Origin of the sequence: Burkholderia sp. ABCPW 11, from assembly GCF_001523445.1 — a bacterium.
GTDB lineage: Bacteria > Pseudomonadota > Gammaproteobacteria > Burkholderiales > Burkholderiaceae > Burkholderia.
On the sequence record NZ_LOVM01000002.1, the window covers coordinates 362233 to 388054 of the forward strand.

The 25822-nt window shown below is 64.9% G+C and carries 24 protein-coding genes, 2 tRNA genes and 1 pseudogene; 6 read left to right on the forward strand and 21 right to left on the reverse strand.

What is annotated here, in order from left to right:
• Positions 1-28 precede the first annotated feature (28 nt).
• From scpB to WS61_RS02340, 3 genes are all read right to left on the reverse strand, one after another.
• A complete protein-coding gene (gene scpB / locus WS61_RS02330) occupies positions 29-1054 on the reverse strand; it encodes an SMC-Scp complex subunit ScpB (RefSeq protein WP_059499061.1) in 1026 nt (341 codons plus the stop codon).
• A 271-nt stretch (positions 1055-1325) separates the two neighbouring features.
• Complete coding sequence (locus WS61_RS02335; protein WP_059499062.1) at positions 1326-2528, reverse strand: pyridoxal phosphate-dependent aminotransferase; 1203 nt, start codon at positions 2526-2528, stop codon at positions 1326-1328.
• 67 nt (positions 2529-2595) lie between these two features.
• Positions 2596-3498, reverse strand: a complete 903-nt coding sequence (locus WS61_RS02340) for a LysR family transcriptional regulator (protein WP_059499063.1) — start codon at positions 3496-3498, stop codon at positions 2596-2598.
• A 430-nt stretch (positions 3499-3928) separates the two neighbouring features.
• On the opposite strand from WS61_RS02340, the pseudogene WS61_RS02345 reads away from it, so the two are divergent.
• Positions 3929-4324: pseudogene (locus WS61_RS02345) on the forward strand (transposase); the annotation flags it as partial.
• A gap of 201 nt (positions 4325-4525) precedes the next feature.
• Positions 4526-4777, forward strand: a complete 252-nt coding sequence (locus tag WS61_RS35515; RefSeq protein WP_027784266.1) for a hypothetical protein — start codon at positions 4526-4528, stop codon at positions 4775-4777.
• Between the two features lie 194 nt (positions 4778-4971).
• Here the strand turns inward: WS61_RS35515 and WS61_RS02350 are convergent, their stop codons facing one another.
• Positions 4972-5289, reverse strand: a complete 318-nt coding sequence (locus tag WS61_RS02350) for a hypothetical protein (RefSeq protein WP_006495354.1) — start codon at positions 5287-5289, stop codon at positions 4972-4974.
• 160 nt (positions 5290-5449) lie between these two features.
• Here WS61_RS02350 and WS61_RS02355 point away from each other — a divergent pair, with 160 nt between their 5' ends.
• The 3 genes from WS61_RS02355 (at position 5450) to WS61_RS02365 (ending at position 7041) form a co-directional block, all read left to right on the forward strand.
• Positions 5450-6166: a YdcF family protein gene (locus WS61_RS02355; RefSeq protein WP_059499064.1), complete on the forward strand. Its 717-nt coding sequence runs from the start codon at positions 5450-5452 to the stop codon at positions 6164-6166.
• Between the two features lie 208 nt (positions 6167-6374).
• Entirely contained in the window at positions 6375-6647 is a 273-nt protein-coding gene (locus tag WS61_RS02360; protein WP_034207109.1) for a hypothetical protein, read from the forward strand.
• A 136-nt stretch (positions 6648-6783) separates the two neighbouring features.
• A complete protein-coding gene (locus WS61_RS02365; RefSeq protein WP_059499065.1) occupies positions 6784-7041 on the forward strand; it encodes a hypothetical protein in 258 nt (85 codons plus the stop codon).
• 46 nt (positions 7042-7087) lie between these two features.
• Here the strand turns inward: WS61_RS02365 and WS61_RS02370 are convergent, their stop codons facing one another.
• The 4 genes from WS61_RS02370 to WS61_RS02385 all read right to left on the reverse strand — a co-directional run bounded on the left by WS61_RS02370 (position 7088) and on the right by WS61_RS02385 (position 10180).
• On the reverse strand, positions 7088-7378 hold the full coding sequence (locus tag WS61_RS02370) for a putative quinol monooxygenase (protein ID WP_059499066.1): 291 nt from the start codon (positions 7376-7378) through the stop codon (positions 7088-7090).
• Positions 7379-7909: 531 nt separating this feature from the next.
• A complete protein-coding gene (gene bamC, locus WS61_RS02375; protein ID WP_059499067.1) occupies positions 7910-9118 on the reverse strand; it encodes an outer membrane protein assembly factor BamC in 1209 nt (402 codons plus the stop codon).
• Between the two features lie 140 nt (positions 9119-9258).
• Positions 9259-9335, reverse strand: a tRNA-Pro gene (locus WS61_RS02380).
• Positions 9336-9466: 131 nt separating this feature from the next.
• Entirely contained in the window at positions 9467-10180 is a 714-nt protein-coding gene (locus tag WS61_RS02385; protein ID WP_059499068.1) for a bifunctional 2-polyprenyl-6-hydroxyphenol methylase/3-demethylubiquinol 3-O-methyltransferase UbiG, read from the reverse strand.
• Between the two features lie 386 nt (positions 10181-10566).
• Between WS61_RS02385 and WS61_RS02390 the strand changes: the two genes are divergently transcribed.
• Entirely contained in the window at positions 10567-12777 is a 2211-nt protein-coding gene (locus WS61_RS02390; protein WP_059499069.1) for a hypothetical protein, read from the forward strand.
• A gap of 81 nt (positions 12778-12858) precedes the next feature.
• Here the strand turns inward: WS61_RS02390 and WS61_RS02395 are convergent, their stop codons facing one another.
• The 13 genes from WS61_RS02395 to WS61_RS02455 form a co-directional block, all read right to left on the reverse strand.
• A complete protein-coding gene (locus WS61_RS02395; protein WP_059499070.1) occupies positions 12859-13272 on the reverse strand; it encodes a MerR family transcriptional regulator in 414 nt (137 codons plus the stop codon).
• A 58-nt stretch (positions 13273-13330) separates the two neighbouring features.
• Positions 13331-13717, reverse strand: a complete 387-nt coding sequence (locus WS61_RS02400) for an integration host factor subunit alpha (protein WP_006486093.1) — start codon at positions 13715-13717, stop codon at positions 13331-13333.
• 73 nt (positions 13718-13790) lie between these two features.
• Positions 13791-16220 carry a phenylalanine--tRNA ligase subunit beta gene (gene pheT, locus WS61_RS02405; RefSeq protein ID WP_059499071.1) on the reverse strand — a complete coding sequence of 810 codons (2430 nt, stop codon included), beginning with the start codon at positions 16218-16220 and terminating at the stop codon, positions 13791-13793.
• A 96-nt stretch (positions 16221-16316) separates the two neighbouring features.
• Entirely contained in the window at positions 16317-17330 is a 1014-nt protein-coding gene (gene pheS, locus WS61_RS02410) for a phenylalanine--tRNA ligase subunit alpha (protein WP_006486107.1), read from the reverse strand.
• A gap of 148 nt (positions 17331-17478) precedes the next feature.
• The gene (gene rplT, locus WS61_RS02415) at positions 17479-17838 is read right to left on the reverse strand and encodes a 50S ribosomal protein L20 (protein ID WP_004192938.1); all 360 of its coding nucleotides are present in this window, start codon (positions 17836-17838) and stop codon (positions 17479-17481) included.
• Between the two features lie 29 nt (positions 17839-17867).
• The gene (rpmI, locus tag WS61_RS02420; RefSeq protein ID WP_004191477.1) at positions 17868-18065 is read right to left on the reverse strand and encodes a 50S ribosomal protein L35; all 198 of its coding nucleotides are present in this window, start codon (positions 18063-18065) and stop codon (positions 17868-17870) included.
• Between the two features lie 190 nt (positions 18066-18255).
• Positions 18256-18780 (reverse strand): translation initiation factor IF-3, encoded by a 525-nt coding sequence (gene infC, locus WS61_RS02425; protein ID WP_071734130.1) that lies wholly within the window; start codon positions 18778-18780, stop codon positions 18256-18258.
• Positions 18781-18829: 49 nt separating this feature from the next.
• Positions 18830-20737, reverse strand: coding sequence for a threonine--tRNA ligase (gene thrS, locus WS61_RS02430; protein ID WP_059499072.1), 1908 nt, complete (start codon positions 20735-20737; stop codon positions 18830-18832).
• Between the two features lie 268 nt (positions 20738-21005).
• A tRNA-Val gene (locus WS61_RS02435) sits at positions 21006-21082 on the reverse strand.
• Between the two features lie 84 nt (positions 21083-21166).
• A complete protein-coding gene (locus WS61_RS02440) occupies positions 21167-23401 on the reverse strand; it encodes a bifunctional (p)ppGpp synthetase/guanosine-3',5'-bis(diphosphate) 3'-pyrophosphohydrolase (RefSeq protein WP_059499073.1) in 2235 nt (744 codons plus the stop codon).
• Between the two features lie 39 nt (positions 23402-23440).
• A complete protein-coding gene (locus WS61_RS02445; RefSeq protein ID WP_027784253.1) occupies positions 23441-23794 on the reverse strand; it encodes a RidA family protein in 354 nt (117 codons plus the stop codon).
• Between the two features lie 76 nt (positions 23795-23870).
• Complete coding sequence (locus WS61_RS02450; RefSeq protein WP_059499074.1) at positions 23871-24767, reverse strand: alpha/beta fold hydrolase; 897 nt, start codon at positions 24765-24767, stop codon at positions 23871-23873.
• 154 nt (positions 24768-24921) lie between these two features.
• Positions 24922-25812 (reverse strand): LysR family transcriptional regulator, encoded by an 891-nt coding sequence (locus WS61_RS02455; RefSeq protein WP_059499075.1) that lies wholly within the window; start codon positions 25810-25812, stop codon positions 24922-24924.
• Positions 25813-25822: the final 10 nt, after the last annotated feature.

Consider the following 25822-nt stretch of genomic DNA (forward strand, 5'->3'; position numbering starts at 1 on the left):
CGCGGGCGCGGCAAGAAGTTGGCCGCGATCAGGCGCGACGCTGTTTGGGTTCTGCTTCGTCGTCCGGCAGCGCGTCGGCGCCGATGGGCGCACTGGCGCTTCGTACGGCATCCGCGAGACTGTCGGACGTGTCGTCCAGCGTCTCGTCGTCCGCGGGACCGGAACGGGAGGCGTCGGCCCGATCGGCCTCGCCGGGCATGTCGCCGGCCGCTTCCGCTCCGTCTCCGGCAGCCGCTTCGGCGGCCGGCTTGCGATCTTCCTCGCTCCAATCCGCACGCTGCGGCTCGGGCTGCACACCGGTCGGCACTGCTTCGGCGCCGACCTGCTCCGTATGTTCCGTTTGCCCGCGATCGGCGTCGAGCGTATCGCGACTCGGAATTTCGTGCGTCGACGCGACGTCGGCCGGCACCTCGGCCGACTGGCCGTCGGGCGCTTCATCCGTGAGCGCCTGCGGCATGTCGGCCGCCGTATCGCTGGCCACCGGCATGTCACCGTCGAAATCCATCGCCTGCTGCGCGAGCAGCGCGGCCTCGATGTTCGCGGCCGGCTCTTCGAGCGCCGGCAGGTCGTCGAGCGCCTTCAGGCCGAGATCGTCGAGAAACTGCTTGGTCGTCGCATACAGCGCCGGACGCCCCGGCACGTCGCGATGACCGATCACCTCGATCCAGCCGCGATCCTCGAGCTGCTTGACCACCTGCGTGTTGACCGTGACGCCGCGAATCTCCTCGATGTCGCCGCGCGTGACGGGCTGCCGGTACGCAATGATCGCGAGCGTTTCGAGCACCGCGCGCGAATATTTCGGCGGCTTCTCGGGATGCAGGCGATCCAGATAATGACGCATCGCCGGCTTGCTCTGAAAGCGCCATCCGGTCGCCAGCGCCACCAGTTCGACACCGCGACCGGACCAATCCTGTTTCAGATCTTCGAGCAACGTGCGGACCGTGTCAGCCGACACGCCGTCGGCAAAGAGCTTGCGCAAATCGCCGAGCTTCAGCGGTTCCTGCGCACAGATCAAAGCAGTCTCGAGGACGATCTTCGCCTCTTGGGTATTCATGCAGCTAGGCCAGACCCTGTGGTCAAACGAACCGGATCAACAAACAGACGAAAGGAACGGAAGACGCGCTCGCCCGATTCTGATCGGTCATATTGATGGGAGCACGAACCGGGGGCGGCGAACCAACTTCAGGCCAGGCCCAAACCGGACGGAACAGCACGGCTCAACGACGGAACCGCGTGACTGAACGCCATATTACGCAAAATTGCCCGGTGCGTAAAGATGAGCGGAACAGGCCGCCGCACGGCGCGGCGCCCGCTCCGTCCCCGCTTCAGCGGGCGCCCGCGCCGTGCGCAAGGAACCGGCGTAGCCGCTCGACGCCCGCGTCGAGCCGCGCCGGATCGCACGCATAACACCAGCGCACGAACCCCTCTCCCTCCGGGCCGAACGCACGACCGGGCGCAAGGCCGAGCCCCGCGTCGCGCACCAGCGTCTTGCAGAACGCCAGGCTGTCGGCCGCGCCCGGCAGTCGCAGGAACAGGTACATCGCGCCCGGCGGAGGCGGCACGTCGACGCCCGGCAGCGTCCGCAGCGCGGCGACCAGGTGATCGCGCGCGTCGCGCAGCGCCGTGACGAACGACCGCACGAACGGCTCGCCGTCTCGCAACGCGACCTCGGCCGCAGCCTGAACGAAGCCCGGCGCACACGACGTGTTGTATTCGACGAGCTTCGACAGGTCGGCCATCACCGATGCCGGCGCAACCAGCCATCCGAGCCGCCAGCCCGTCATCGCCCACGCCTTCGAGAATGAATTCACGACCACGACGCGCTCGTCGCGAGACGCGATATCGAGGAACGACGGCGCGCCGCCCTCGTCGAATGCAAGCCGCTCGTACACCTCGTCGGCGACCAGCCAGATGCCGTGACGACGGCAATGGGCGAGCACGGCCCGCTGATCGTCGCGCGACATCGTCCAGCCGGTCGGGTTGTTCGGCGAATTGATCAGCAGCATCCGCGTATCGGGCGTCAGCGCCGCGAGCAGCCGGCCGACATCGAGTTGCCAACCCGCGTCGCCATAGCCGAGCGGCACGCACTCGACCTGCGCGCCGAGGATCTTCGGAATCTCGACGAGATTCGGCCACAGCGGCGTGACCGCGACGACACGCTCGCCCGGCCCGACCAGCATCTGGGCAGTCAGCATCAGCGCACTCACGCCCGAACTCGTCACGGCCACCGTATCGGCCGCCGTCGCACCGTGACGCGCGCCGACATAGGCGGCGATCGCGTCGCGCAGCGCCGCCGTGCCGAGATTGTGCGTGTAGAAGGTCGCGCCGTCGCGCAGCGCCGCCGCCGCGGCGTCGCGGATGAAGTCCGGTGTCACGCGGTCGGATTCGCCGAACCAGAACGGCAGCATGTCCGGCACGCCGAAACCGGCGTTTGCGACCTCGCGGATCAGCGACGGACGCAGCGCGTGCACCGTGGCACGCGCCGCCGGCTCATCGTTCGCCGGGAAAAAACCTGCGGAATGCGTCATCGAGAACCATCGCCCCAGGAACACGGTCCGCGTAGTGTACCGGCCGGCAAGCCGGACCGGCGCAACGTCAGTCGAGATCCTCGGCCCTCGCCGGCATCTGCCGCACGAGCTCCCAGATCGCTTGCGCGGCGGGCGACAACGACCGGTCGCGGCGGCGCACCAGTTCGACGGTGCGTTCGGTACGCGGCGTGAGCGGCCGCGCGACGAGCGTCGAGCCGGCCGGCAGCGGCAGCGACAGCCACGGCTGCACGCTCACGCCGACACCGGCCTCGACCAGCCCGAACACGGTCGCCGAATGCCCGAGTTCCTGCATGACCGTCGCGTTGACGCGATGCGTGGCCAGCGCCGCATCGATCAGCGGCCGGCTGCCCGATGCGTGATCGAGCAATACGAGGCGCTCGCCGTCCAGCGCAGTCCACGGCACCTCGGCCCGTGCCGCGAGCGGATGGTCGGCGCGCGCGACAAGGCAGAACGAATCGGTCATCAGCGGCTCGCAGACGAGATCGGCGACCGTCAGCGGCCCGATCACGACGCCGAAGTCGACTTCGCTCGATTTCACCTTGCGCAGCACGTCGCTCTGCACGTCGTCGCGCAGGCCGAGCGTGACGAACGGGAACTGGCGCTCGCACGACGCCACCACGCGCGGCATCAGCCTGCATGCGATCGTCGGGCTTGCCGCGACGACCACGCGCCCGCGGCGCTGCTCGCCGATCTCGCGAATCTCGCGCAGCGTGTCGTCGAGATCGTCGAGCAAGCGCGACACGCTCGCGATCAGGTTCGCACCGACGTCGGTCAGTTGCACGTCGCGCGTCGTGCGGTCGATCAGCTTCAGCCCGAGTTCGGCCTCGAGCTCTCGCACGCAACGGCTGACGGCGGACTGGGTGAGCCCGATCTCGTCACCCGCCCGGCTGAAGCTCTTGAGCCGCGCGACTTCGATGAATACGCGAAGCTGGCGCAGCGTAACGTTCATGTCCCGACCTCATCAATCATCGATATCGATGCGGGATTCTAATGTGCGAAACCGGCTTCGGCGAACGAATCGGCACCCGCCGCCCATGTTTCGCTGCGGTGCAATACATTCGCAAACGCACGTGACATGGGCGAATTGCACAAGATTGGTGATTGTCCCGATTTGCTCACGGGTTATTTTGGCGTCTTATACGCCCCTAGCTGACTTAGCCGTTAGCTCGCTGCCAAGCGGCTCTCGAGGGATTCACCTCCGACATGGCACGCTTCGTGCATTACCTTGCGCACAGGGTGCAGGTTTCGTCGGACGGAAGAGCAGAAACGCCGCTGCCGGCCAACCGGACGCCCCCACCCGGCACTCGACGATCGAGTGCTTGAAGAGTGCGCGGCGCAGGGCAGCGCACCGGAGTTAGCTTCGCTGAGGTGAGGACATGATGCTGTTCGACGATTTGAGAGATAACGAATGGGCGCTGGTCGAGGGTTTGTTTTGCTCGGAGCCCGCACGGAGTGAGCGGCGCGGCCGTCCCCGCGTGGAAGCCCGCTCGGTGGTCAACGCCGTGCTGTGGGTGCTGTCGACGGGGGAAGGCTGGTCGAAACTGCCGGGCCGCTATCCGTCCCCGCCGACCTGCCGCCGCCGCTTCGACGAATGGCAGGCGGACGGTACGCTCGCCGAAATCGTGAAGCGACTCGGCACGAGCGGCCGGCAGATCTCGCTGCGCGGACGCATCGGCGCAAGCGCGGCGAAGCCGCCCGCCCCGCCGAGCCGCGACCGGCTGCGCGGCGCCTTCTGGACCAACCCGGAATCCTGGCGCGCACCCGTCAAGATGGCGTAACAAATGCTCGATCGGGCGGCTTCGGCCGCCCGGTTTCTTTCTGCGACGCGACCTTTTCGCGACGCATGCCTCGCCGTCGATTACCGTTGTCGTGCCGCGAAACAACTATTTACCAATATTTACAGCAAGCCTGCACTCCCACGCTTACCTTAGCGACATATCAACAGGCCGCACTGACGGCTTGAAGGGAGCCCCGCCATGAAAACAATGTCACTGCTCGTTGCATGCGGCATTGTCGTTTCCGTGGCGCTGAGCACTCCCGTCCATGCCGACGATCGCGCGAAGCCACCCCACCGCCAGCAGGATCACAGGAACACCTTTCGACAGCCGCCGTCCGCGAACCCGTCCAGCCGGCAAACCGTGCCGCGCGGCGACTTGCGCGGCGACATAGCCAGCAATGCGCGGGCGCGAATCGGCTCACAGCCGCCGGGCGTGCCGCGTCATCCTTAGCCCTGCCGATTTCGAGATTTCGCCAAAGAAAATGCCCGCATCCGGGAACTGCGCCGCATGCGACGAGTCACATCGTTGCCATGAGCACAGCGTGGCAGCAGCAAAAGTATCCGGTACGCCCGTATCCTCGCGATACGGGCTTTTTTTTGCATCGCCGTCCCGTGCGGCGATGCACGGAACGGGATGGAGAGCCGCTAAAGACGACTTTCAAGAATCGCCACGGCGCTCGCTTCGCTCAATGCGTAGTCGTCCATGCGGCGATCAGTCCAGGAAAGTAATTTCTCGTCGCGCTCGAGGCGCGAGAATTCGGCGCGGCCGCTGTCGGTCAGTACGGCGATGTCGACCGGTGCATGAAAGCCCGGTGCGGGGGCAACGGTTTTCTGCCTGACCGTGTCCATCAGGCCGAGCGAACGGAGATACTCGAACACGCCCGGGCGGCGTGCCCACGGTACCTGGCGGTACTGCACTCGTCTCAATGCGTCGAGCACCGCTTCGTTGGAATACGTGGCCATCTCGATTCTTTCTTAAAGTGCAGCGACAATGCGAAGCGGCGAGCCGGGCGGGGTCTCCGCCCGCCGAAACCGCCACCGATTCTGGAGGCCGACGTTGTTCGGCGTCGCGTCAGGGCCGTATCGTCAGCCGTCCATAAAAAGACACCATACCCCAATCAAATTGATTCTGTTCGATTCATTTGTACTTCTCTTCATCGGTTTCATGCTCTGCCGCAAGCAGCGTCGAACCATTTCCATCGCCGCCGCCGCGCTGTTCTGGCTACTGGCGACGGGCTGGCTCGCGGCGCCGCTCATCGCCTGGACCGAGGCGGGCGTCACGCCGGTCGAGCACCCCGACATGCACGGGCGAACCACGCTGATCCTCCTTGGCGCCGGCACGCGCCGCACCGACTCGGGATTGCAGCCGCCGCCCGACGGCGTCGCGCGCATCCACAAGGTTGCTGCGCTCTATCGCACGTGCCGGCAGCAGGCCGAACGCTGCACCGTGGTGATGTCGGGCGGCGACCCACAGCATCACGGCGACACCGAGGCGGCCGTCTACGGGCGCCAGCTCGTCGCACAGGGCGTGGCGCCGGCCGACCTCGTGCTCGAACCGAACAGCCGCACAACCTACGAAAACGCGAAATTCACTGCATCTATACTACGCTCACAGTATGACGACGCGCGCGTTCTCGTCACGTCGTCGTATCAGATGCGCCGGGCGCTGCTCGATTTCCGCCGTTTCGGCATCGATCCGCAGCCCGTTTATGCGAACCTCCGACGTGCGCAAACGGGCTGGTTGCCGCGCTGGCGCAATGTGGCGAACGCCGAGCAGGCGCTGCACGAGCTGGTCGGAATCTCGCAATTCCACGTGTATCGCTGGCTCGGCTGGTTCTGACGATACCGCGAAAATCGCTGCACCACCCCGCATGGCAGATGCGTGACGCAGTGCGCGAAGTGTTGCGCGACTTCAACGGGGCCTTGCGTCGTGCGCCGATCCGATGCACATTGATCCGTCACTTTTGTTACACTCGACACGCACTCGATTGCAGTCGCCAGACAAAACGGCACACTCGGGTTCATCACCACTTAGCGGAGGTAAAGCAATGAAGAAGACGTCCCTGGCTATCCTGGTAGCGATGTCGGCGCTGACTGGCGCAGCGTATGCGCAAGAGAGCACGCAGATCCAGACCATCACCGATCCGGCCAAGATCGCCGAGATCGAGCAGCGTGCACAAGCGCTGCAACAGCAGCAAGCGGCCGAAGCGGCTCAGCCGGCGGCGCAGGAAGAGCATCACCACGGCAAGAAGGCTGCGCATCACAAGGCAGCGAAGAAGGCCGGCAAGAAGGCGAAGGCTGCAGACGCTGCCAGCCAGTAAGTTCGGCGGCACCGTACCAGCGACAAGCCGAATCCGGGCAACCGGGTTCGGCTTTTTTGGTTGCGGCACCCGCGCGCTGTGCTAAAGTCGCGCACCGAAATTTTCCACCCGTGCGCACCCCGGTGCGGAGGACAGCATGAGTAACATTCAACTCGACATCGAGTGGACCGAAGCCGCCACTCGCCGGATCAAGCAACTGATGCCCCGCGGCTCGGACGACGCGTTTCTCGCGCTGCCGCCGATCGAGTGCCTGCCGATGGAGGGCGACGTGCTGTTCCTCGGCCCGCAAGGCAAGCAGCAACCGTTCATCGTTGCCGAGCGCCAGTATCACCATGACGGCGACGCCGACTGGACGATCATCCTGATCCTCGACGTACCCAGCGCGTCGCACTGACGCGCGGCCGCGACCGGACACGTCCGGTCGCTCCACCCGGCTCGACTCAGACGAGCTTCGACAGCACGCGGATTTCGGAACGTTCGATCCAGTCCGCGGCCGCTTCGCGATAAGCGAGAATATGCGCGGAACGCGCATGCGCGGCCAGCGCCTCCTCGCTCTCCCAACGCTCGATGAATACGAACCGCGCGGGCTCCTTCAGATCCCTGTGCAGGTCGTACTGCAATGCGCCGGCTTCGTTGCGGGTCGGCTCGACGATTCCCTCGAGCGCGGCGCGCAGTTTTTCCTCGGCGCCGGGCTTCGCCACGATCAGCGCCACGACTGCAATTTCCGCCATTCCCGCCTTCTTCCGAAAAAATCCGAGAATACGCGAATCTCGCGCCGCGCATCGGCTACGCCGAGACGGCATGACGACGGCACCAAAAAAATAGCCCGCGCTTCAGAGAAGCGCGGGCGAAACCGTCGCCCTACGAGGATAGGCGACGGGGCCATCGAGATCCGCACGCTGGCGCGGATCGTCATCTGTTGTGCCGACGCTTGTCGCGTCGGCATGTGAAGGCGTCGAGACCGTTGTTCGGGCGCTCGCGGCGCATTCCCCGGGCTCTGACGCCATCCTCCCTGTTCTAACGATTCCAACCTATAAAGCAGGTTGCGTGCCAGGCGTCGAACACCCGACATTCCGTTGATTTATAAGGACAATTTTTTAGATCGGCGACAATGTGACACTTGTTTTGTCGTCGTAACGCCCGGATGTTACGTAACGTCACGAGGCGGGGTCGAACCACGCTCCCGCCGCACGCGCCAGCGAGCGACCATGAAAAAAGCCCGCCGGAAGGCGGGCTTTTCAAGGGTGCGGGAAACGCCGGGATCAGCGGAGCTGATTCACGAGCAACCCCATGATCTGCCGAGCCGGCGACGACGTATCGATCGCGCCCGAATCGTCGACGACCGCGACGCGCGTCTGATCGGCCGTGAGCGCCTTCACGTTGACGCGATACTGCTTCGCCTGCTTTTCCTTCTTGCCGTGGAACAGCTGGCTCCAGAAACCCTGCTCCGCCGAGCTCAAATCCTTCGGATCGACGTAGCGCACGAAATACAGGCCCTTCGAGCGATCGCGATCGTCGACCGTGAAGTTCGCGCGATCGAGCGCGAGACCGACATGCAGCCACGACCGGTCGTACGGCTCGCCGAGCGTGACTTCGGACGGCACGGCCGCTTCGGCCGCGTCATTGCCTTGCGCCGACGTGCGCGAGACGTTCTGCGCAGCGATCGCCGCGGCAGCCTTCGACGACGCGTCGGCATCGGCCTTCTTGTCGTTCGGGACCGCGTTGTCCTTGATGTTCGCGATCGGCGGTTCGCCGTTCTTCGCGCGTTGCTCGTTCTGCGCGAGCACGGCCATCAGCCGCTTCAGGTATTCCGTCTCGAGCGCGGGATCGTTCGGCTTCGGTTCCCATTTGCTCGAATCGTTGTTCGCGCCGGTGATCGCCTCGCGCATCCCCTTCTGGCTGATGAACACGTAAGTGCCGCCGTTCGGCGCCGAATCGAGACGCGTGCGGTACTTGTTGCGCTCGGCCGTCACGTACGAATTGCCCATCGCCTTCGAGATCACGCTGCGGATCAGGCCGTCGTTGATCTGCGGATGGGTTTCGTTCCAGTCGGTTTCCATCACGCCCTTGTCGCGCTGGTCGACGACGAGCAGGAAGCCCTGCTCCTGCCAGAAACGGCGAACCTGCGGCCAGATCGCGGCCGGCTGCTTGCCGTCGATCACGAGCCAGCTTTCGGTGCCGTCGCGCTGGATATGCATGCCGGCCACGGCCGGCGCGACGGTGTCCAGCGCGGGCGCAGCCTGCTGGACCTGCTTGAGCGCGGACAGGGAAGTCGCGCCGCCCTGGGGCGGCAGCGAACGCTGATCGGCCGTCTCGTCGAGCATGTTGGGCGGCACTGCGAGCGACGCTTCCTTCGATTTCGAATCGCTCTTGTAGTCCACTTTCGTGGGCGACGACGTACCGCAACCGGCGACGAGCGCGCCGGTGGCGAGCACTGCAGCGAACCGCATGGTAAGACGAAGATCAGTCATGTTCGGGGAATCCTCTTCCGCTAAATCACGGCGCTTTCCGTGGATCAACCTTGCATTTTACCGGGGCCGCGCCGCGATGTGCAAAAAAGCGACCGCCAAGAAAAAACCCGCGTCAGCCTGAGCTGACGCGGGTTCTTGTCTGGTCGGGGCGAGAGGATTTGAACCTCCGACCACCTGCACCCCATGCAGGTACGCTACCAGGCTGCGCTACGCCCCGAAAGAAAAAAATTATAACAGACAGTTCCTCGATTTAGAACGGGTCGCATGCATTTTGTGAATGTTCTCGTGAAATTTTTTGGCGCGATGGTGCCGATGCAAGCAATCTGCGGCGCCGGTTCCCCACCTGCGTCACCGCTTGCGTGCGACGCAGATGACCGTCAGGCCGGCGACGCGATTGAAGCGGAACATCGGCAACTCGATGCGGCAGATCGTCTTGAGCAAGCCGTTGACGAACGGATGATGACGACGCAATTGCGACGCAGGCACGCGCGGATGCGAACGCGCGCGCTCGCCCAGCCGCAACGCGGCCGCGAGCGGAAACGTGAGACCGAAATAATAGGCGCCGTGCTCGACGTCGAGCCCTGCACGCCGGGTCACGTCCTCGAGGCCGCCGAGCGTATATCTGCGCCTGTGCTCGAGGAAATCGTCGTGGCCGCTCCACAGGAACTGGAACGCCGGCACCGTGATCAGGAACCGGCTGCCCGGAGGCGCACCCTTCACATACTGCATCAGCAGCCCGACATCGTCGTCGACATGTTCGAGCACGTCCATCAGCAACACGAGATCGGCATCGAATCGATCGACAGACCGCCGAAAGTGGATGGGCTTGCCGGCCGCCTCGCCGTCGCTGTCGTCGGCGTAGCTCGTATCGACGCACCATGCTTCCGTCGCCTGCGTGCGCTCGAGCAGATGCTGCGAGAAAAAGCCGGAACCCGCACCGACGTCGAGTATGCGGTTCGCGCCCGACGCACCCAGGAACCGGCGAATTGCGCTCGCCTTCGACGCGTAGTACCAGTGGTCGCCCACCCCCGCACCCAGTACGTCGACTTCCTTCAGGTCCATGGCGCTTCCCCGTGATGGCTGCCGTGTTGTGACACCAGCCATTGATGCCGATCTTACCTCGCCGCCAGCGTCGATCGTATCCGTCGATGCCCGGGGGCCGCGCCGCTCGGGCATCGGGTGAAACCCGCGCCGGCCAAGGCCGGTCGCGGGTTTTCAGGGCCGCTTCGACAGACGCCGACCGCCGCGCCGGACAAACCAAACGACCGTTTGAACCAGCCGTCCATCCCCCGCGAATCCGTTGTCTGGCCGCCCGCCGGCGCGCCGCACCGGTATGCCCGTTGTTTGGTAACGCCGCTCTAGCACGCTATGACACACTGCACGGCATCGACGCCCGCGCCGTGCAATAGCGCGTCGCCGTCGATCAAGACAAGACATGGAGACAGACGATGCGGAATGCGGTCCGGCGCGGCCATCGCTCGCCTTTGGCAATTTTCGACTGGGTTTCCGGCCTGCGACGCACGGCCGCCGCGGGGTCGCGCACGACATCCCGCGTGTTCGGCTGCAGCGCGCTGGCGCTCGCGCTGCTTTGCACCGGCTGCGCGGAATCGGCCGCGCAACGCGACAGCAATACATCCATCGCGTCGACGAAGATCGAGCGCACCAAGGCCGAGCGGCTCGCGCACGAGCAGCAGATCGCGCGTACCGTGCCGTCGCTCGCATCGATCAGCCTCACGCAACCGCGCCCGTTCACGCTGCGCGACTCGGGCCAGAACGGCGCGATGACGTTCCTGCGCGACGTCGATTTCCGCGTCGTCAACAACCTCGGCTTCTTCATCCATCAGTTGTCCGCCACGCTCGTACCGACGCAGGCCGGCGCGCCGATCGTGTTCGACGACCCGACGAGCTTCGAGATCGACGTGCACGAAGGCACGGTCACGCTCGACAACGCGAAGCTGACCGCCCTCTTCAACACCTACATCTTCGGCTATCGCAACGCGCCGCTGCGCAAGCTCGCGGTGTCGGCCGGCGACGGCGTGATCCATCTGCAAGGCGAGATGCAGCGCGACGGCTGGGTACCGTTCTCGCTGACCGGCACGCTCGCGATCCGCGACGGCAGCCAGCTCGTGTTCCACCCGACCGGCGTGCGCGTGTCGGGCATCGACGCCCAGCCGGTGATGCGCGCGGCCAACGTGAAAATGGCCGACCTGCTGAAGGTGCAGACACCGATCGCGCAACTCGCCGGCGACGATCTCGTGATGGCGGTCGACAAGCTGATGCCGCCGCCGCGCCTGAAACTCACGATCACCGCCGTGCGCGTGACGCCGGCGGGCCTTGACCTGAAGCTCGACGACGGCACGCGTGCCGGCTTCGCGATGCCCGCGAATGCCCCGCAGCAGGCGATGTATATCCGCGGCGGCGACGTGAAATTCATGCGCTCGATGCCGATGAACGCGGATATCCTGATCGGTCCGATCGACTCGTCGAGGCGCGACCAGACGTTCGTGTTCGACCTGTATCACTATCGAGACCAGGTGTCGGCCGGCTACTTCAACTTCGACGAAAGCGGCGCGATGGCGATCCGGATGCCATCGTATACGGGCCCGGCGAGCGGCGCGCTGCTCGGCAACGCCGCGGCGCGCCTGAACGACAGCTTCCTCGCCGCGCAGCAGAATACGCTGCGCGACGTGCGGCAGCACTGGGAAGCGTACGCGCTCGCGGCGGACGCGGCGCGGCCCGGCATGCAGAAGGTCGCGATGCGGCGCACGTCGACGACGCCGTTCAACGAACGGCACGTGTCGAACCGCAACCCGACGATCCACCTGCGCAACGTCGACTTCAACCTGTCCGGAGATATCGGCTTTCATGTCGAAGATCTCGACGTGGAGCTCGTGTCGAAGCGCCCGGGCGAACCCGTCGATCTCGACGATCCCAACCAGTACGACATCCGCATTCTCGGCGGCACGGTCGTCGAGTCGTGGAAGGCGATGTCGGCGCTCTTCAACGACTATCTGCTCGACTATTCGCCGCGTTCGCTGAACGACCTGCAATTGAGCGCGGACGGCCAGAACCTGCGCGTCCGGGGCGGCATCAAGCTGTGGAATCATGTGCCGGGCGTCTGGCTGCCGACCGACATGAAGGGCTCGCTGACGGTGCTCGACGACCGCCACCTCGCATTCAAGCCGTCGCAGGTGTCGGTGCTCGGCATCCCGCAGGCGACGCTGCTGCGCTCGCTCGGCATCGAGCTCGCGTCGCTGACGCCGTTGCAGCGGCGCGGCGCGGAACTGCGCGGCGACACGCTCGTGCTCGACCAGTACACGGTGTTCCCTCCGCCCGTGCTGAACGGCAAGCTCGGCCAGGCAACGGTCGAGCGCGACGGATTGCGGCTCACGTTCCGGCGCGCCGCAAGTGCACCCGCGCCGAAGCGGCCGCAGATCGACGCGCCGAGCTACATGTGGATGGAAGGCGGCGACATGAAGATGTTCAACGTGCTCGAACTGAACGTGCGCGCGCTGATCCGGAATTCGGCCGAGGCCGGCCCGATGCGGTTCGACCTGTACGGGTATCGCAGCCAGGTCGCGCAAGGCTCGGTGCGGATGCTGCCGGACGGCACGCTGGTCGTCGACATGGGGCAGAAGAATCCGCTCGCGTCGCGCTGATCCGCGTGCAGGGCACGCATGAAAAAAGCCCGGTGGCAGGTCGCCAACCGGGCTTTCCAATGCATCTTGCGCGCCGTGCGCTCAATCGCGTTTCAGTCCGTCGATCACGTCCAGCAACGCCTGCCGCAACGCGATGACGTCGACGGTCGCGCCCGGCTTGATCGCCCCGCGCGCATCGACGGCCCGCGCATCGGGTTCGACCGGCTCCGCCGCGGCCCGCTCGCTGCCCGGCGAATCGAGCCGGTTGCGCGCACCGTTGATCGTGAAGCCCTGCTCGTACAGCAACTCGCGAATCCGCCGGATCAGCAGCACTTCGTGATGCTGGTAATACCGACGATTGCCGCGCCGCTTCACCGGCCGCAACTGAGTGAACTCCTGTTCCCAGTAACGCAGCACATGTGGTTTGACCCCGCACAGTTCGCTAACTTCGCCGATCGTGAAGTAGCGCTTCGCGGGAATCGGAGGCAAGACGACTTTCTCAACCGTGGTGGTCATCGTCGGTTAACCGTCGGTAAAGGGTGCGCGGCGGCCGCGCGGGGCGTGGGCGCGCGTATTACTCCGCGCCGTTTTCGACCAGCGCCTTCAGCTTCTGGCTCGCGTGGAAGGTTACCACCCGGCGGGCCGCGATCGGAATCGCCTCGCCCGTCTTCGGATTGCGGCCCGGACGCTGCGGCTTGTCGCGCAACTGGAAATTGCCGAACCCCGACAGCTTGACGCTTTCGCCGTTTTCGAGCGCGTCGCGGATCACTTCGAAAAACGCCTCGACCATGTCCTTCGCTTCACGCTTGTTCAGCCCGACGCTGTCGAACAGCAGCTCCGCCAGCTCCGCCTTCGTCAGCGTCGGCGTCTCGGTGGACGCCGGCGCCGAAGCGTCGCGGTTCATCGCGCTGCGTTGCGCCGTCAGGAGGGCTTCGAATTCACTCGAGGTCATGTCGTTCATATCTGCCATACAGCGCGTTGAATCAAAACTTACGATGGAAACAAGCCGCCCGCGAACGGGCCGGCCCCTCTCCTCAGCCGCGCAGGCGCGCGCCGGCACGAGCCATCCGCTCGACCAGCGTCTGGATCGCCTGATCGACGATCTCGTCCTGCAGCGTGCCAGCCGCGTCCTGCAGCGTCACGCGGAAGGCAAGGCTCTTCTCGTTCGCGGCAAGACCACCGGAAGTGTTTGATTTTGCACGAAATTCGTCGAAGAGTACAACCTTCTGAACGAATCGGCAGGCCTCTTCGGCAAGCGCCTTCTTCATTTCGTCGAAAAGTGCCTGAACCTCGACCGCCTGATCGACGACGACGGCGATATCGCGACGGACCGGCGGGAATTTCGACACGTCGGTCGGCGCGGGCAGCGCACGCGTAGTCAGCGCGTCGGCATCGATCTCGAACATCACCGGCGCGTGCGGCAGCTCGTACTTCTGCATCAGGCGCGGATGCAGCTCACCGATCCAGCCGACCGCGCGGCCATCGACCTCGATGCGTGCGCTGCGGCCCGGATGAAGGGCCGGATGCTCGGCCTTCACGAAGCGTGCAACCGCCGGCGCGAGCAGCGCTTCGAGATCGCCCTTCACGTCGAAGAAATCGACCGCGCGGGTCGCCGCACCCCATTGCTCGTCGAGTGCCGGACCATACGCCAGCGCGCCGACGCGCTTCGGCTGCGCGTGACCTTCGACCGCCAGCTCGCCGGCCTTCACCGACGGATCGGCGACGAACACGCGCCCCGATTCGAACACGCGCACGCGATCGGCGCGGCGGTTCAGGTTGTGACGCAGCACGGCGATCAGGCTGCCGAACAGCGTCGTGCGCATCACCGAAAGCTGGCTCGCGATCGGGTTCAGCAGCCGGATCGGGTTGTCGTTGCCCGCGAAATCGTGCTCCCACTCCGCATCGACGAAGCTGAAGTTGACGGTTTCCGCGTAGTCGCGCGCGGCGAGCGCGTGACGGATATCGTGGATCGAACGCCGCGTCTCGTTGGTCGCGCGCATTTCGCTCGTCGCGACCGGCGGCCGCGCCGGGATCTTCTCGAAGCCGTAGATGCGCGCCACTTCCTCGATCAGGTCTTCCTCGATCTCGATGTCGAAGCGGTGCGACGGCGGCGTGACGAGGAACGCGTCGTCTTCACGCTCGAACGGCAGGCCGAGACGCGTGAAGATGTTCGCGATCTCGTCGGCGTCGATCTTCACGCCGATGATGCGGTTCGCGCGCGACACGCGCATCTTCACCGGCGCGCGCTGCGGCAGGTTCACCTCCTGATCGTCGACCGGGCCGGCCTTGCCGCCGCAGATCTCGAGGATCAGTTGCGTGATGCGCTCGACGTGCTCGACGGTCGTCGCGTAATCGACGCCGCGCTCGAAGCGATGGGCCGCATCGGTCGAGAAGTTGTACTTGCGCGCGCGGCCGCGGATGCTGTCCGGCCACCAGAACGCGGCTTCCAGGTAGATGTTGGTCGTATCGAGCGTGACGGCCGTGCTGTCGCCGCCCATGATGCCGGCCAGGCTTTCGACCTGGGCGGCGTCCGCAATCACGCCGACCGTTTCGTCGAGTTCGACCGTGTTTCCGTTGAGCAACTTCAGCGATTCGCCGCGCTTGCCCCAACGCACTTCGATGCCGCCGTGGATCTTGTCGAGATCGAACACGTGCGACGGGCGGCCGAGTTCGAACATCACGTAGTTCGAGATGTCGACGAGCGCGGACACGCTGCGCTGGCCCGCGCGCTCGAGGCGCTCGACCATCCATTGCGGCGTCTTTGCGCGCGCGTTCACGCCGCGGATCACGCGGCCCGAGAAGCGGCCGCACAGATCGGGCGCGGCAATGCGCACCGGCAGCGTTTCGTCGAGCTCGACATGCACCGGGCGAATATCGACCGGCGTCAGCGGCGCGCCGGTGATCGCGGCCGTCTCGCGGGCGATACCGAACACCGACAGGCAGTCGGCCTTGTTCGGCGTCAGCTTGATTTCGAAGATCGTGTCGTCGAGATTGAGGGTTTCGCGGATGTCCTGGCCGACCGGCGTGTCTTCCGGCAGGATCAGCAGCCCGCTGTGATCCTCGGACAATTTCAGCTCGCGCGCCGAGCACAGCATCCCCTGGCTTTCCACGCCGCGCAGCTTCGACAGCTTGATCGCGAACGGCTTGCCGCCCTCTTCCGCCGGCGGCAGTTCCGCGCCGACCAGCGCGACCGGCACCTTGATGCCCGGCGCCACGTTCGGCGCGCCGCAGACGATGTTCAGCGTCGCGCCGGTGCCGGCGTCGACCTGGCAGACATTGAGCTTGTCCGCATCCGGATGCTTGACGACTTCGAGCACGCGGCCGACGACGATCTTCGACGTCGGCCGCGCAGCCTTGCTCAGCGATTCGACTTCGAGCCCCGCCATCGTCAGCGCGTGCGACAGTTCGTCGGTCGTCAGCTGCGGGTCGACAAAGGTTCTCAACCAGGATTCAGGGAATTGCATGGATGTCTACGTTCGAAACAGGTTAGATCGACGCCCGGGCCCCTCGGAAACGTCCGTCGGGGCGTGCGCGGGCACAGGTCGGCGCGGCGAGCGGCGTTATGCGAACTGGCGCAGGAAACGCAGGTCGTTCTCGAAGAACAGCCGCAGATCCTGGACGCCGTAACGCAGCATCGTCAGGCGCTCGAGGCCGCTGCCGAACGCGAAACCGATGTAGCGCTCGGGGTCGAGGCCCATGTTGCGGATCACGGTCGGATGCACCTGCCCGGAGCCGGAAATTTCGAGCCACTTGCCGGCGTTCTTGCCTTGCTCGAACATCATGTCGATCTCGGCCGACGGTTCCGTGAACGGGAAATACGACGGACGGAAGCGCACGAGGATGTCGTCGCGCTCGAAGAATTTTTTCAGGAAGTCGGTATAGACGCCCTTGAGATCGGCGAAGCTGATGTTTTCGTCGATCCACAGCCCCTCGACCTGATTGAACATCGGCGAGTGGGTCGCATCGCTGTCGACGCGATACGTGCGCCCCGGCGCGATCACCTTGATCGGCGGACGGTTCATGCGCGCATAACGCACCTGCATCGGGCTCGTGTGCGTGCGCAGCAGCAGCTGGCGGCCGTCGGCATCCTTGCCTTCGACGTAGAAGGTGTCCTGCATCGAACGCGCCGGATGGTTCTCCGGGCTGTTCAGCGACGTGAAGTTGTACCAGTCGGTCTCGATTTCGGGGCCGTCGGCCACGTCGAAACCGATCGAGCCGAAAATCTGTTCGACACGCTCCCACGTGCGCATCACCGGGTGCAGGCTGCCGGCGCCGGCGCCACGGCCCGGCAACGTCACGTCGATCGCTTCGGCGGTGAGGCGCTGATTCAGCAGCGCGTCGGCCAGTGCCTGGCGACGAGCGGTGAGCGCGGCTTCGACCTGCTGCTTCGCGACGTTGATGCGTGCGCCTTCGGTCTTGCGTGCTTCGGGATCGAGCTTGCCGAGGCCCTTCAGCAACTCGGTCAGCGCACCCGATTTACCGAGAAATCGCGCTTTCTCGTTTTCGAGCGTGGTGATGTCGGCAGCCTGTTCGAAGGACTGCTGCGCGTCGGCGACAATCTGGTCCAGATCCATAGATCCCATCATTTCCAACGTCATTCGGTCTTGGCGAGCGAAACCGCCCACCAAACAAAAAAGGGGCTCGGAAGAGCCCCGTTTTCGCTGCAGCGGCCGAGACTACCGGAACCTCGCTGCAACTAACCACGCAGTGCTAATTTCGCAATTAGGCTGCAACGGCGGCTTTCACCTGCTTGACGATCGCAGCAAAAGCAGCCTTGTCGAACACCGCCATGTCGGCCAGCACCTTACGGTCGAGTTCGATCGACGCCTTCTTCAGGCCGTTGATGAACACGCTGTAGGTCATGTCGTGCTGGCGAACTGCCGCGTTGATACGCGTGATCCACAGTGCGCGGAACACACGCTTCTTGTTGCGGCGATCGCGGTACGCGTACTGACCAGCGCGCATCACCGCCTGCTTGGCGATGCGGTAGACGTTATTGCGGCGGCCGCGATAACCCTTGGCCAGGTTGATGATCTTCTTATGGCGGGCCCGTGCGGTTACCCCACGTTTGACTCGAGGCATGTTTCTCTCCTTGGAGTATCAGTTGAGGGTTACGCGAACGGGAGCATCGCGCGGACGGAGTTCAGATCGGAATCGTGAACTGCCGTTGCACCGCGCAGATGGCGCTTGTTCTTCGTGGTTTTCTTGGTCAGGATGTGGCGCTTGAAGGCTTGACCGCGCTTGACGGTACCGCCCGGACGCACCACGAAGCGCTTTGCAGCGCTCTTCTTGGTCTTCATCTTAGGCATGACGAACAACTCCAGTTTATTAGATGGCGATGGGTGTGCGGTTGGCTTGCGCCCTTGACCCGCCCTTCGAAACCCAGTCCACTTGTGTACGGCGACCCGCTTGCGCAGCCGCCGTCGTTGTTGGCACGCCGCCCCGATCGGGCAGCGCGCCGAACCACTGTCGAACCTGCGCGCGATGCGCGCGGGCTCGTTACTTCTTTTTCTTCGGCGAGAGCACCATGATCATCTGGCGCCCTTCCATCTTCGGCATCTGCTCGACCTGGCCGACTTCCTCGAGATCCGTGCGCAGACGCTCGAGCATCCGCATACCGATTTCCTGGTGAGCCATTTCGCGGCCGCGGAAACGCAACGTGATCTTCGTCTTGTCGCCCTCTTCGAGGAAGCGCACGAGATTGCGGAGCTTGACGTTGTAATCCCCGTCATCGGTACCCGGGCGGAACTTGACTTCCTTCACCTGGATGACCTTCTGCTTCAGCTTCGCTTCGTGCTGCTTCTTCGATTCCTGGTACTTGAACTTGCCGTAATCCATCAGACGGCAAACCGGCGGCACCGCTTGCGGCGCGATTTCCACCAGGTCAACATCCAGTTCTTCCGATTTACGGAAAGCATCAGCGAGTTTTACGATACCGAGCGGTTCGTTCTCGATCCCGACCAGGCGCACTTCCGGCGCAGTGATTTCACCGTTGATGCGGTGCGACGACTTATCAGTAGCGATGTTACGTTTCCTCTAAAAATTAAAAAAACGAGCCGCGCTGCCAGGGCGGTTACTTGAACGAGCGCAGGTCTTCCTGCAGACGCTCAACGAAGGCTTCGACCGGCATTACGCCAAGATCGACGCCGCCACGGGCACGCACGGCTACCGTTTGCACATCACGCTCCTTATCGCCCACGACGAGGAGATAAGGCACCTTTTCCAGCGTGTGCTCGCGTATTTTATAGCTAATCTTCTCGTTGCGCAAATCGGCCGCCACTCTAACCCCTTGTTTTTGCAACGATTGGGCCAGGGACTGCGCATATTCGGCCTGACTTTCGGCGATATTGAGCACAATTGCCTGGTACGGCGCGAGCCAGACCGGCATTGCACCAGCATGGTGCTCGATCAAAATGCCGAGGAACCGCTCCATCGACCCGACGATCGCGCGATGCAGCATCACCGGCCGGCGGCGGCTGTTGTCTTCCGCCACGTACTCGGCGCCGAGGCGCTCCGGCAGCACCATGTCGAGCTGCAGCGTGCCGCATTGCCACGAGCGGCCGAGCGCGTCCTTGATGTGGTACTCGATCTTCGGGCCATAGAACGCGCCCTCGCCCGGCAGTTCCTCCCAGGACAGACCGCACGCCGTGAGCGCGTCGCGCAAGCCCTGCTCGGCGCGATCCCACGTTTCGTCGGTGCCCGCACGCTGTTCGGGGCGCAGCGATAGCTTGATGTCGATGTGCTCGAACCCGAAATCCTTGTACACGCTCATCGCCAGCGTGTTGAACGCGATCGACTCGGCGATGAACTGCTCTTCCGTACAGAAGATGTGCGCATCGTCCTGCACGAAGCCGCGCACGCGCATCAGGCCGTGCAGCGCGCCCGATGCCTCGTTGCGGTGGCACGAACCGAATTCCGCGTAACGCAGCGGCAGGTCGCGGTACGAGCGCAGGCCATGCTTGAACACCTGGACGTGGCCCGGGCAGTTCATCGGCTTGATCGCGTAGTCGCGCTTCTCCGACTCCGTCGTGAACATGTTTTCGCGATAGTTCTGCCAGTGGCCCGACGCCTCCCACAGCGAACGGTCCATGATCATCGGCGTCTTGATCTCGAGATAGCCGGCTTCGTTGACGCGGCGGCGCATGTACTGCTCGACCTGCTGCCACAGCGCCCAGCCCTTCGGATGCCAGAACACCATGCCCGGCGACTCTTCCTGCATGTGGAACAGGTCGAGCTGCTTGCCCAGCTTGCGGTGGTCGCGCTTTTCCGCTTCCTCGAGCATGTGCAGGTACTGATCCTGGTCTTCCTTCTTCGTCCAGGCCGTGCCGTAGATGCGCTGCAGCTGCTCGTTCTTCGAATCGCCGCGCCAGTACGCGCCCGCGACCTTCATCAACTTGAAGACCTTCAGCTTGCCGGTGGACGGCACGTGCGGGCCGCGGCACAGATCGGTGAAGCCGCCGTGCGAGTACAGCTTGATTTCGTCGCTTTGCGGAATCGATTCGATGATCTCGGCCTTGTACTTCTCGCCGATGCTGCGGAAGTAACCGGCGGCCTCGTCGCGCGACACGACACGGCGCGTGACCGGCTCGTCCTTCTTCGCGAGTTCCTGCATGCGCTTTTCGATCTTTTCCAGATCTTCCGGCGTAAACGGGCGGTTGTACGAGAAGTCGTAATAGAAACCGTTGTCGATCACCGGGCCGATCGTCACCTGCGCGTCCGGATACAGTTCCTTCACCGCGTATGCGAGCAAGTGGGCGGTCGAGTGACGGATGATGTCGAGGCCGTCGGCATCCTTGTCCGTGACGATCGCGAGCGACGCGTCGCGATCGATCACCGTCGACGTATCGACGAGCTCGCCGTCGAGCTTGCCGCCCAGCGCAGCCTTCGCCAAGCCGGGACCGATGGAGGCCGCAACCTCGGCAACTGTCACCGGATGCTCGTATTGTCGAACTGAGCCGTCAGGCAAGCGTATCGAAACCATAGCAATCTCCGTGATGCCGACAGTGGGCGGCAGACCAGGTACGCGAGTCAAACTCACGCGGGAAAATTCGCGACAAAAAAAATGCGGCCCCGCTTTCGAGGGGCCGCATTCGATACTTCACTCAACTGAAAGGGCGAAAACGTTCCTCGACTAGCGTCGCTCCGAAGTGGTTTCGGTCAACGTTCGCGGTGTCATAACCGTATTCGCCTTGTTCGCGTTGAGTTGTGTACTGCATCGAACGCCCGGAGGCCGGGCATTCTCAATTCGTTGGTAGGCTCGATTGGACTCGAACCAACGACCCCCACCATGTCAAGGTGGTGCTCTAACCAGCTGAGCTACGAGCCTAGAGAAGCCAAGATTATATGGAGTTGCTACCGGCTTGGCAAGCGTTTTATGCGGTTGCAGCAAAATAACGCTGTTCCAACCCCATCACGATTTTCGTCCTGCCCGCACGACGCCCTGCACCTCGCCGAGCAGTGTGCATGCGCGCTGCACCTGCGCCGAATTCGATACCTCGACCGTGAACTGCATGAATGCCGCATTGCGGCGGCTCTGCGTCTTCACGCCCACGACGTTGATCTTTTCCCGCGCGAACACTTCGGAGATATCGCGCAGCAACCCTTGCCGGTCGCTCGCCTCGATCATCAGGTCGACCGGATAGACGGACGCGCCGCGCCCGCCCAGCACGTCGGCCGACCAGGTCGTCTGCAGCACGCGCTCCGGCGCGCGCTCGACCATCCGGCGAAACGTCGGGCAGTCGGTGCGGTGGATCGACATCCCCTTGCCGCGCGTGACGAAACCGCTGATCGGATCGGGCGGCGCCGGACGGCAGCAACGCGCCAGTTGCGTCAGCAGTGCGTCGACGCCCACCACCAGCACGCCGGTCGACGCGCCATGCGCGACGCTCGCGCCGCTGCTGCGCTTCTCGAAATCGGCCGGGGCCTCGGGCGCCGGTTCCGGCGGCGGCGCATCGGACAGCGCGTGCTCGACGTTGCGCAGGCTGAATTCTTCCTTGCCGACGACCGAGAACAGCTCCTCGGGCGACTTGAAGCCGAGCTTCGCGGCGAGATGGTCCAGATTGACCGACGTCTTGCCCTCGCGCTGCAGCGTCTTTTCGACGAGCGCGCGGCCGTGCGCGACGTTTTCTTCCTGCTCGATCGAGTTGAACCACGCACGCACCTTCTGCCGCGCGCGCGAGCTCTTCAGGTAACCGAGCTGGAGGTTCAGCCAGTCGCGCGACGGCCCGCCTTCCTTCACCGCGACGATCTCGACCGTCTGGCCGTTCGCGAGCGACGTGTTCAGCGGCACCATCACGCCGTCGACGCGCGCGCCACGGCAGCGATGGCCGAGCTCGCTGTGCAGGTGATACGCGAAATCGACCGGCGTCGCGCCCTGCGGCAGCGCGATCACGCGCGCCTGCGGCGTCAGCACGTAGATGTGGTCGTCGTCGAGCGACGTTTCGCGCAGTTGCGCCCACGCCTGGTCGCCCGACACTTCGGCGCCGTCCTCGACGTCGTCCTTCCACGCGAGCAACTGGCGCAGCCATGCGATCTTCTCGTCGTACTTGTCGCTCGCCGAGAACTGGCCGCCATAGCCGCGCGCGCCGGCCTCCTTGTAGCGCCAGTGTGCCGCGACGCCATACTCGGCGAAACGATGCATCTCCTGCGTGCGGATCTGCACTTCGAACGCACGGCCGTCGTCGCCGATCACGACCGTATGCAGCGACTTGTAGCCGTTCGGCTTCGGCCGCGAGATGTAGTCGTCGAACTCCTTCGGCACCGGCTGCCACAGGTGATGCACGATGCCGAGCACCGCGTAGCAATCCTTGATGTCCGGCACGATCACGCGAAACGCGCGCACGTCGTACAGCTCGGAGAAATCGAGCTCCTTGCCGCGCATCTTGCGCCAGATACTGTAGATATGCTTCGGCCGGCCGCTGACGTCGGCCTGGATGTTCGCCTCCGCGAGCTCGTGCTGCAGCCGCGCGATCGCCTGCGTGACGTACGCCTCGCGCTCGATGCGCTTCTCGTCGAGCAGCTTCGCGATCCGCTTGTAGGTGACGGGATCCTCGAAGCGGAACGCGAGATCCTCGAGCTCCCACTTCAGTTGCCAGATACCGAGACGATTCGCGAGCGGCGCATAGATCTCGAGCGTCTCGCGCGCAACGTCCGGCGGCGGGTCGATCTTCGCGGCCGCATAGTGGCGCAGCGACTGCAACCGCGACGCGAGCCGGATCAGCACCACGCGGATGTCCTGCGCGAATGCGAGCAGCATCTTGCGCAGCGCCTCGATCTGCGTACGCCGCTCCTGCGCCGCGTCGCGCCCGGCGTCGGGCTTCGCGTTCTGCGCGACGCGCAGGCTGACGGTGCCGAGCCGCAACAGCTTGCGCACGTCGAATACGAGCCGCGCGACTTCGTCGCCGAAACGCTCGGTCAGCTCGCGTTCGGGGTCGCTCAGGTGCGGCGTCAGCACGAACAGCGCGGCGGCCTGCATCGCGGACGGATCGACGTTCAGCGTGCGCATGATCGCCGCCGTGCCCGCCGAGTGATCGGCGAGCAACTCGCCGGACGACAGGCGCGCATCGCCGGCCCGCTCGCGCACGAACGCGAGCACGTCGTCGAACGACGGCGCCGCGACGGAGGATGCGGAAACGGATTCGGTCATTGCACGGCCTGCCGGAATACGATCATCGTCGGATAACGCTCAGCTCCGCTGCGCGGCGACGACGACGATCTCGACGAGCAGCGCCGGATCCGCGAGCTTCGCCTCGACGGTGGCGCGCGGCGGCGTGTTGCCCTGCGCGACCCATGCGTCCCACTCCGCATTCATGCCTTCGAAATTCGCGAGATCCGAGATGTAGATCTGCACCGACAGCAGATGCGCCTTGTCGCTGTTCGCTTCGGCAAGCAGACGGTCGATGTGGCCGAGCACTTCGCGCGTCTGGCCGCGGATGTCCTGCGTGGTGTCTTCGGCGATCTGGCCGGCCAGATACACGGTGCCGTTGTGGATCGCGGTTTCGGAGAGACGGGCCCCGACGTGGTGACGAATGACTGCCATGAAATGTTCCGGTCGTGATGAGTGAGGAATCGGGCGGCACGGCCCGCGTGCCGCCGAACCGCATATTATGACGCGTTTAGGCGCCGCCTTCGACGAAAAACCGCCGCGCGAGCGCAATCTGGTCGGCGCTGACGAACGCCGGCGCGTGGCCCGCCCCCGGGATCTCGACCTGCGTCACATGCCGGCCGCGACGGACCATTTCAGCCGCCGTCTCGCGCGACAGCAAGTCGGACGTCTCGCCGCGCACGACGAGCAGCGTCGCATCCGTCGTCTCGATCGCGCGCCACAGCGCGGCCTCGCCGAGCGCGGCCAGCTCCGGCGTCGTCGCCTTGAACGGCTCGGCGATGCGCGGATCGTAGCGCATCGTCCAGTCGCCTTCGGGCAGTTGGTGCAGCAGCGGCCCGTTGATCTCGCGCCACTCGTCGGCGCTCAGCGCACCGAACGGCAGCGACAGCGACGTCAGATAGTCGATCCCCTCCTGCTCGGTCGCAAAGCGCGGCTGCACGCCGAGATACTCGCCGATGCGCGTCAGCGAATCGGGCTCGATGCGCGGGCCGACGTCGTTGACGATCATCCGCCGCAGCGGCGAACCGGGCAGCCCGGCGAGCGCCATGCCGATCAGGCCGCCCATCGACGTACCGAACCAGTCGACCGATTCCACGTCGAGCCGTGCGATCAACGTCACCATGTCGGCCACGTACTGCGGAATCGCGTAGAGCCGCGGATCGGCCAGCCGGTCGGAGCGGCCACGCCCGGCGACATCGGGGCAGACGACGCGATACGTATCGGACAGCGCGGCGGCCAGCCGGTCGAAATCGCGCCCCGAGCGCGTCAGGCCGTGCACGCAGACCAGCACGCGCGGATTCGCGGGATCGCCCCATTCCGTATAGGCAACGTGGTGAAGGCCGGCGGCGCTCGCACACTGCACGCGTCGCTGACGGGGAACCGGGGAATTCGCTGAAGTCGTTGGCATCGTTGGCATCCTGTGGAACGGCGGCGGCGCAGCGGGCCGCGCTTGCAACCGACGAGCCGCCTAGTGCAAACGATTGTAAACCGCTTCGTAACGGCGAGGCGCCACACGCCCACGGCTCTCCAACGCATCGTTCGCGGCGACTCGCATCGCGGTACTACGTACCGCGCAGCTGCTCGCGCAGAAAATCGACGAATGCCCGCACGCGCAGCGGCACATGGCGGCCGCCGGGATAGACCGCGTGCAGCGGTGCCGCCGGCGCCGCGAATGCCGGTAGCACGCGCACGAGCCGGCCGGCATCGAGATCCTCGACGACGTCCCAGATCGACTTCAGTGCGATGCCCGCCCCCTCGAGCGCCAGCGTACGCGCCGCACCGCCGTCGTTCGTCAGCAATGCCGCTGTCACGCCGACGGCAACCGTACCGTCGGCACCGTCGAACCGCCACTCGGTACGGGGTTGATCACCCAGCACAATGCACTGGTGCGCGCAAAGCTCGGCCGGATGAGCCGGCTGCCCGTGCGCGGCCAGGTAGCGCGGCGATGCGCACAGCACGCGATGATTCGGCGCCAACTCGCGCGCGATCATCGTCGAATCGGCGAGGCTACCGATCCGCACGGCGACGTCGATGTCCTGCGCGAGCAGATCGACGATCGTATCGGTCAGCATCAGATGCACGACCAACTCCGGATGTCGCCGCCGAAACGCCGCGACGAGCGGCGCGATCCGCAGCCGGCCCAACTCGCCCGGGGCCGTCACCCGCAGCACGCCGCCGACCGTACCGCGGCGATCGCTCATCAGCGTTTCGGCGCGCTCGACCTCCGCCAGGATGCGAAGCACCTGCGCATGAAACTGTGCACCGTCGTCGGTCAGCGTCTGCTGCCGGGTTGTCCGGTGCAGCAGTCGCACGCCCAGGCGCGACTCGAGATGCGCGAGCCGTTTGCTCACGACGGACAGCGACAGGTCCAGCTCACGCGCCGCCGCCGACAGGCTGCCGGCCGACACGATCCTCGCGAAGGTATCGAGCGCGGCGAGATCGTCGATCAGCATCGCAGCGCTC

What these genes read in the sequence shown, in the direction of transcription:
- rplT (WP_004192938.1), bottom strand. Translation starts at nt 17,838, where the DNA reads ATGCCTCGAGTCAAACGTGGGGTAACCGCACGGGCCCGCCATAAGAAG.
- WS61_RS02390 (WP_059499069.1), top strand. Translation starts at nt 10,567, where the DNA reads ATGCGGAATGCGGTCCGGCGCGGCCATCGCTCGCCTTTGGCAATTTTC.
- pheT (WP_059499071.1), bottom strand. Translation starts at nt 16,220, where the DNA reads ATGCAATTCCCTGAATCCTGGTTGAGAACCTTTGTCGACCCGCAGCTG.
- scpB (WP_059499061.1), bottom strand. Translation starts at nt 1,054, where the DNA reads ATGAATACCCAAGAGGCGAAGATCGTCCTCGAGACTGCTTTGATCTGT.
- WS61_RS02450 (WP_059499074.1), bottom strand. Translation starts at nt 24,767, where the DNA reads ATGCCAACGACTTCAGCGAATTCCCCGGTTCCCCGTCAGCGACGCGTG.
- WS61_RS02350 (WP_006495354.1), bottom strand. Translation starts at nt 5,289, where the DNA reads ATGGCCACGTATTCCAACGAAGCGGTGCTCGACGCATTGAGACGAGTG.
- WS61_RS02400 (WP_006486093.1), bottom strand. Translation starts at nt 13,717, where the DNA reads ATGAACGACATGACCTCGAGTGAATTCGAAGCCCTCCTGACGGCGCAA.
- WS61_RS02385 (WP_059499068.1), bottom strand. Translation starts at nt 10,180, where the DNA reads ATGGACCTGAAGGAAGTCGACGTACTGGGTGCGGGGGTGGGCGACCAC.
- bamC (WP_059499067.1), bottom strand. Translation starts at nt 9,118, where the DNA reads ATGACTGATCTTCGTCTTACCATGCGGTTCGCTGCAGTGCTCGCCACC.
- WS61_RS02365 (WP_059499065.1), top strand. Translation starts at nt 6,784, where the DNA reads ATGAGTAACATTCAACTCGACATCGAGTGGACCGAAGCCGCCACTCGC.
- WS61_RS02370 (WP_059499066.1), bottom strand. Translation starts at nt 7,378, where the DNA reads ATGGCGGAAATTGCAGTCGTGGCGCTGATCGTGGCGAAGCCCGGCGCC.
- WS61_RS02395 (WP_059499070.1), bottom strand. Translation starts at nt 13,272, where the DNA reads ATGACCACCACGGTTGAGAAAGTCGTCTTGCCTCCGATTCCCGCGAAG.
- pheS (WP_006486107.1), bottom strand. Translation starts at nt 17,330, where the DNA reads ATGGATCTGGACCAGATTGTCGCCGACGCGCAGCAGTCCTTCGAACAG.
- WS61_RS02360 (WP_034207109.1), top strand. Translation starts at nt 6,375, where the DNA reads ATGAAGAAGACGTCCCTGGCTATCCTGGTAGCGATGTCGGCGCTGACT.
- WS61_RS35515 (WP_027784266.1), top strand. Translation starts at nt 4,526, where the DNA reads ATGAAAACAATGTCACTGCTCGTTGCATGCGGCATTGTCGTTTCCGTG.
- WS61_RS02440 (WP_059499073.1), bottom strand. Translation starts at nt 23,401, where the DNA reads ATGACCGAATCCGTTTCCGCATCCTCCGTCGCGGCGCCGTCGTTCGAC.
- rpmI (WP_004191477.1), bottom strand. Translation starts at nt 18,065, where the DNA reads ATGCCTAAGATGAAGACCAAGAAGAGCGCTGCAAAGCGCTTCGTGGTG.
- thrS (WP_059499072.1), bottom strand. Translation starts at nt 20,737, where the DNA reads ATGGTTTCGATACGCTTGCCTGACGGCTCAGTTCGACAATACGAGCAT.
- WS61_RS02340 (WP_059499063.1), bottom strand. Translation starts at nt 3,498, where the DNA reads ATGAACGTTACGCTGCGCCAGCTTCGCGTATTCATCGAAGTCGCGCGG.
- WS61_RS02445 (WP_027784253.1), bottom strand. Translation starts at nt 23,794, where the DNA reads ATGGCAGTCATTCGTCACCACGTCGGGGCCCGTCTCTCCGAAACCGCG.
- WS61_RS02455 (WP_059499075.1), bottom strand. Translation starts at nt 25,812, where the DNA reads ATGCTGATCGACGATCTCGCCGCGCTCGATACCTTCGCGAGGATCGTG.
- WS61_RS02335 (WP_059499062.1), bottom strand. Translation starts at nt 2,528, where the DNA reads ATGACGCATTCCGCAGGTTTTTTCCCGGCGAACGATGAGCCGGCGGCG.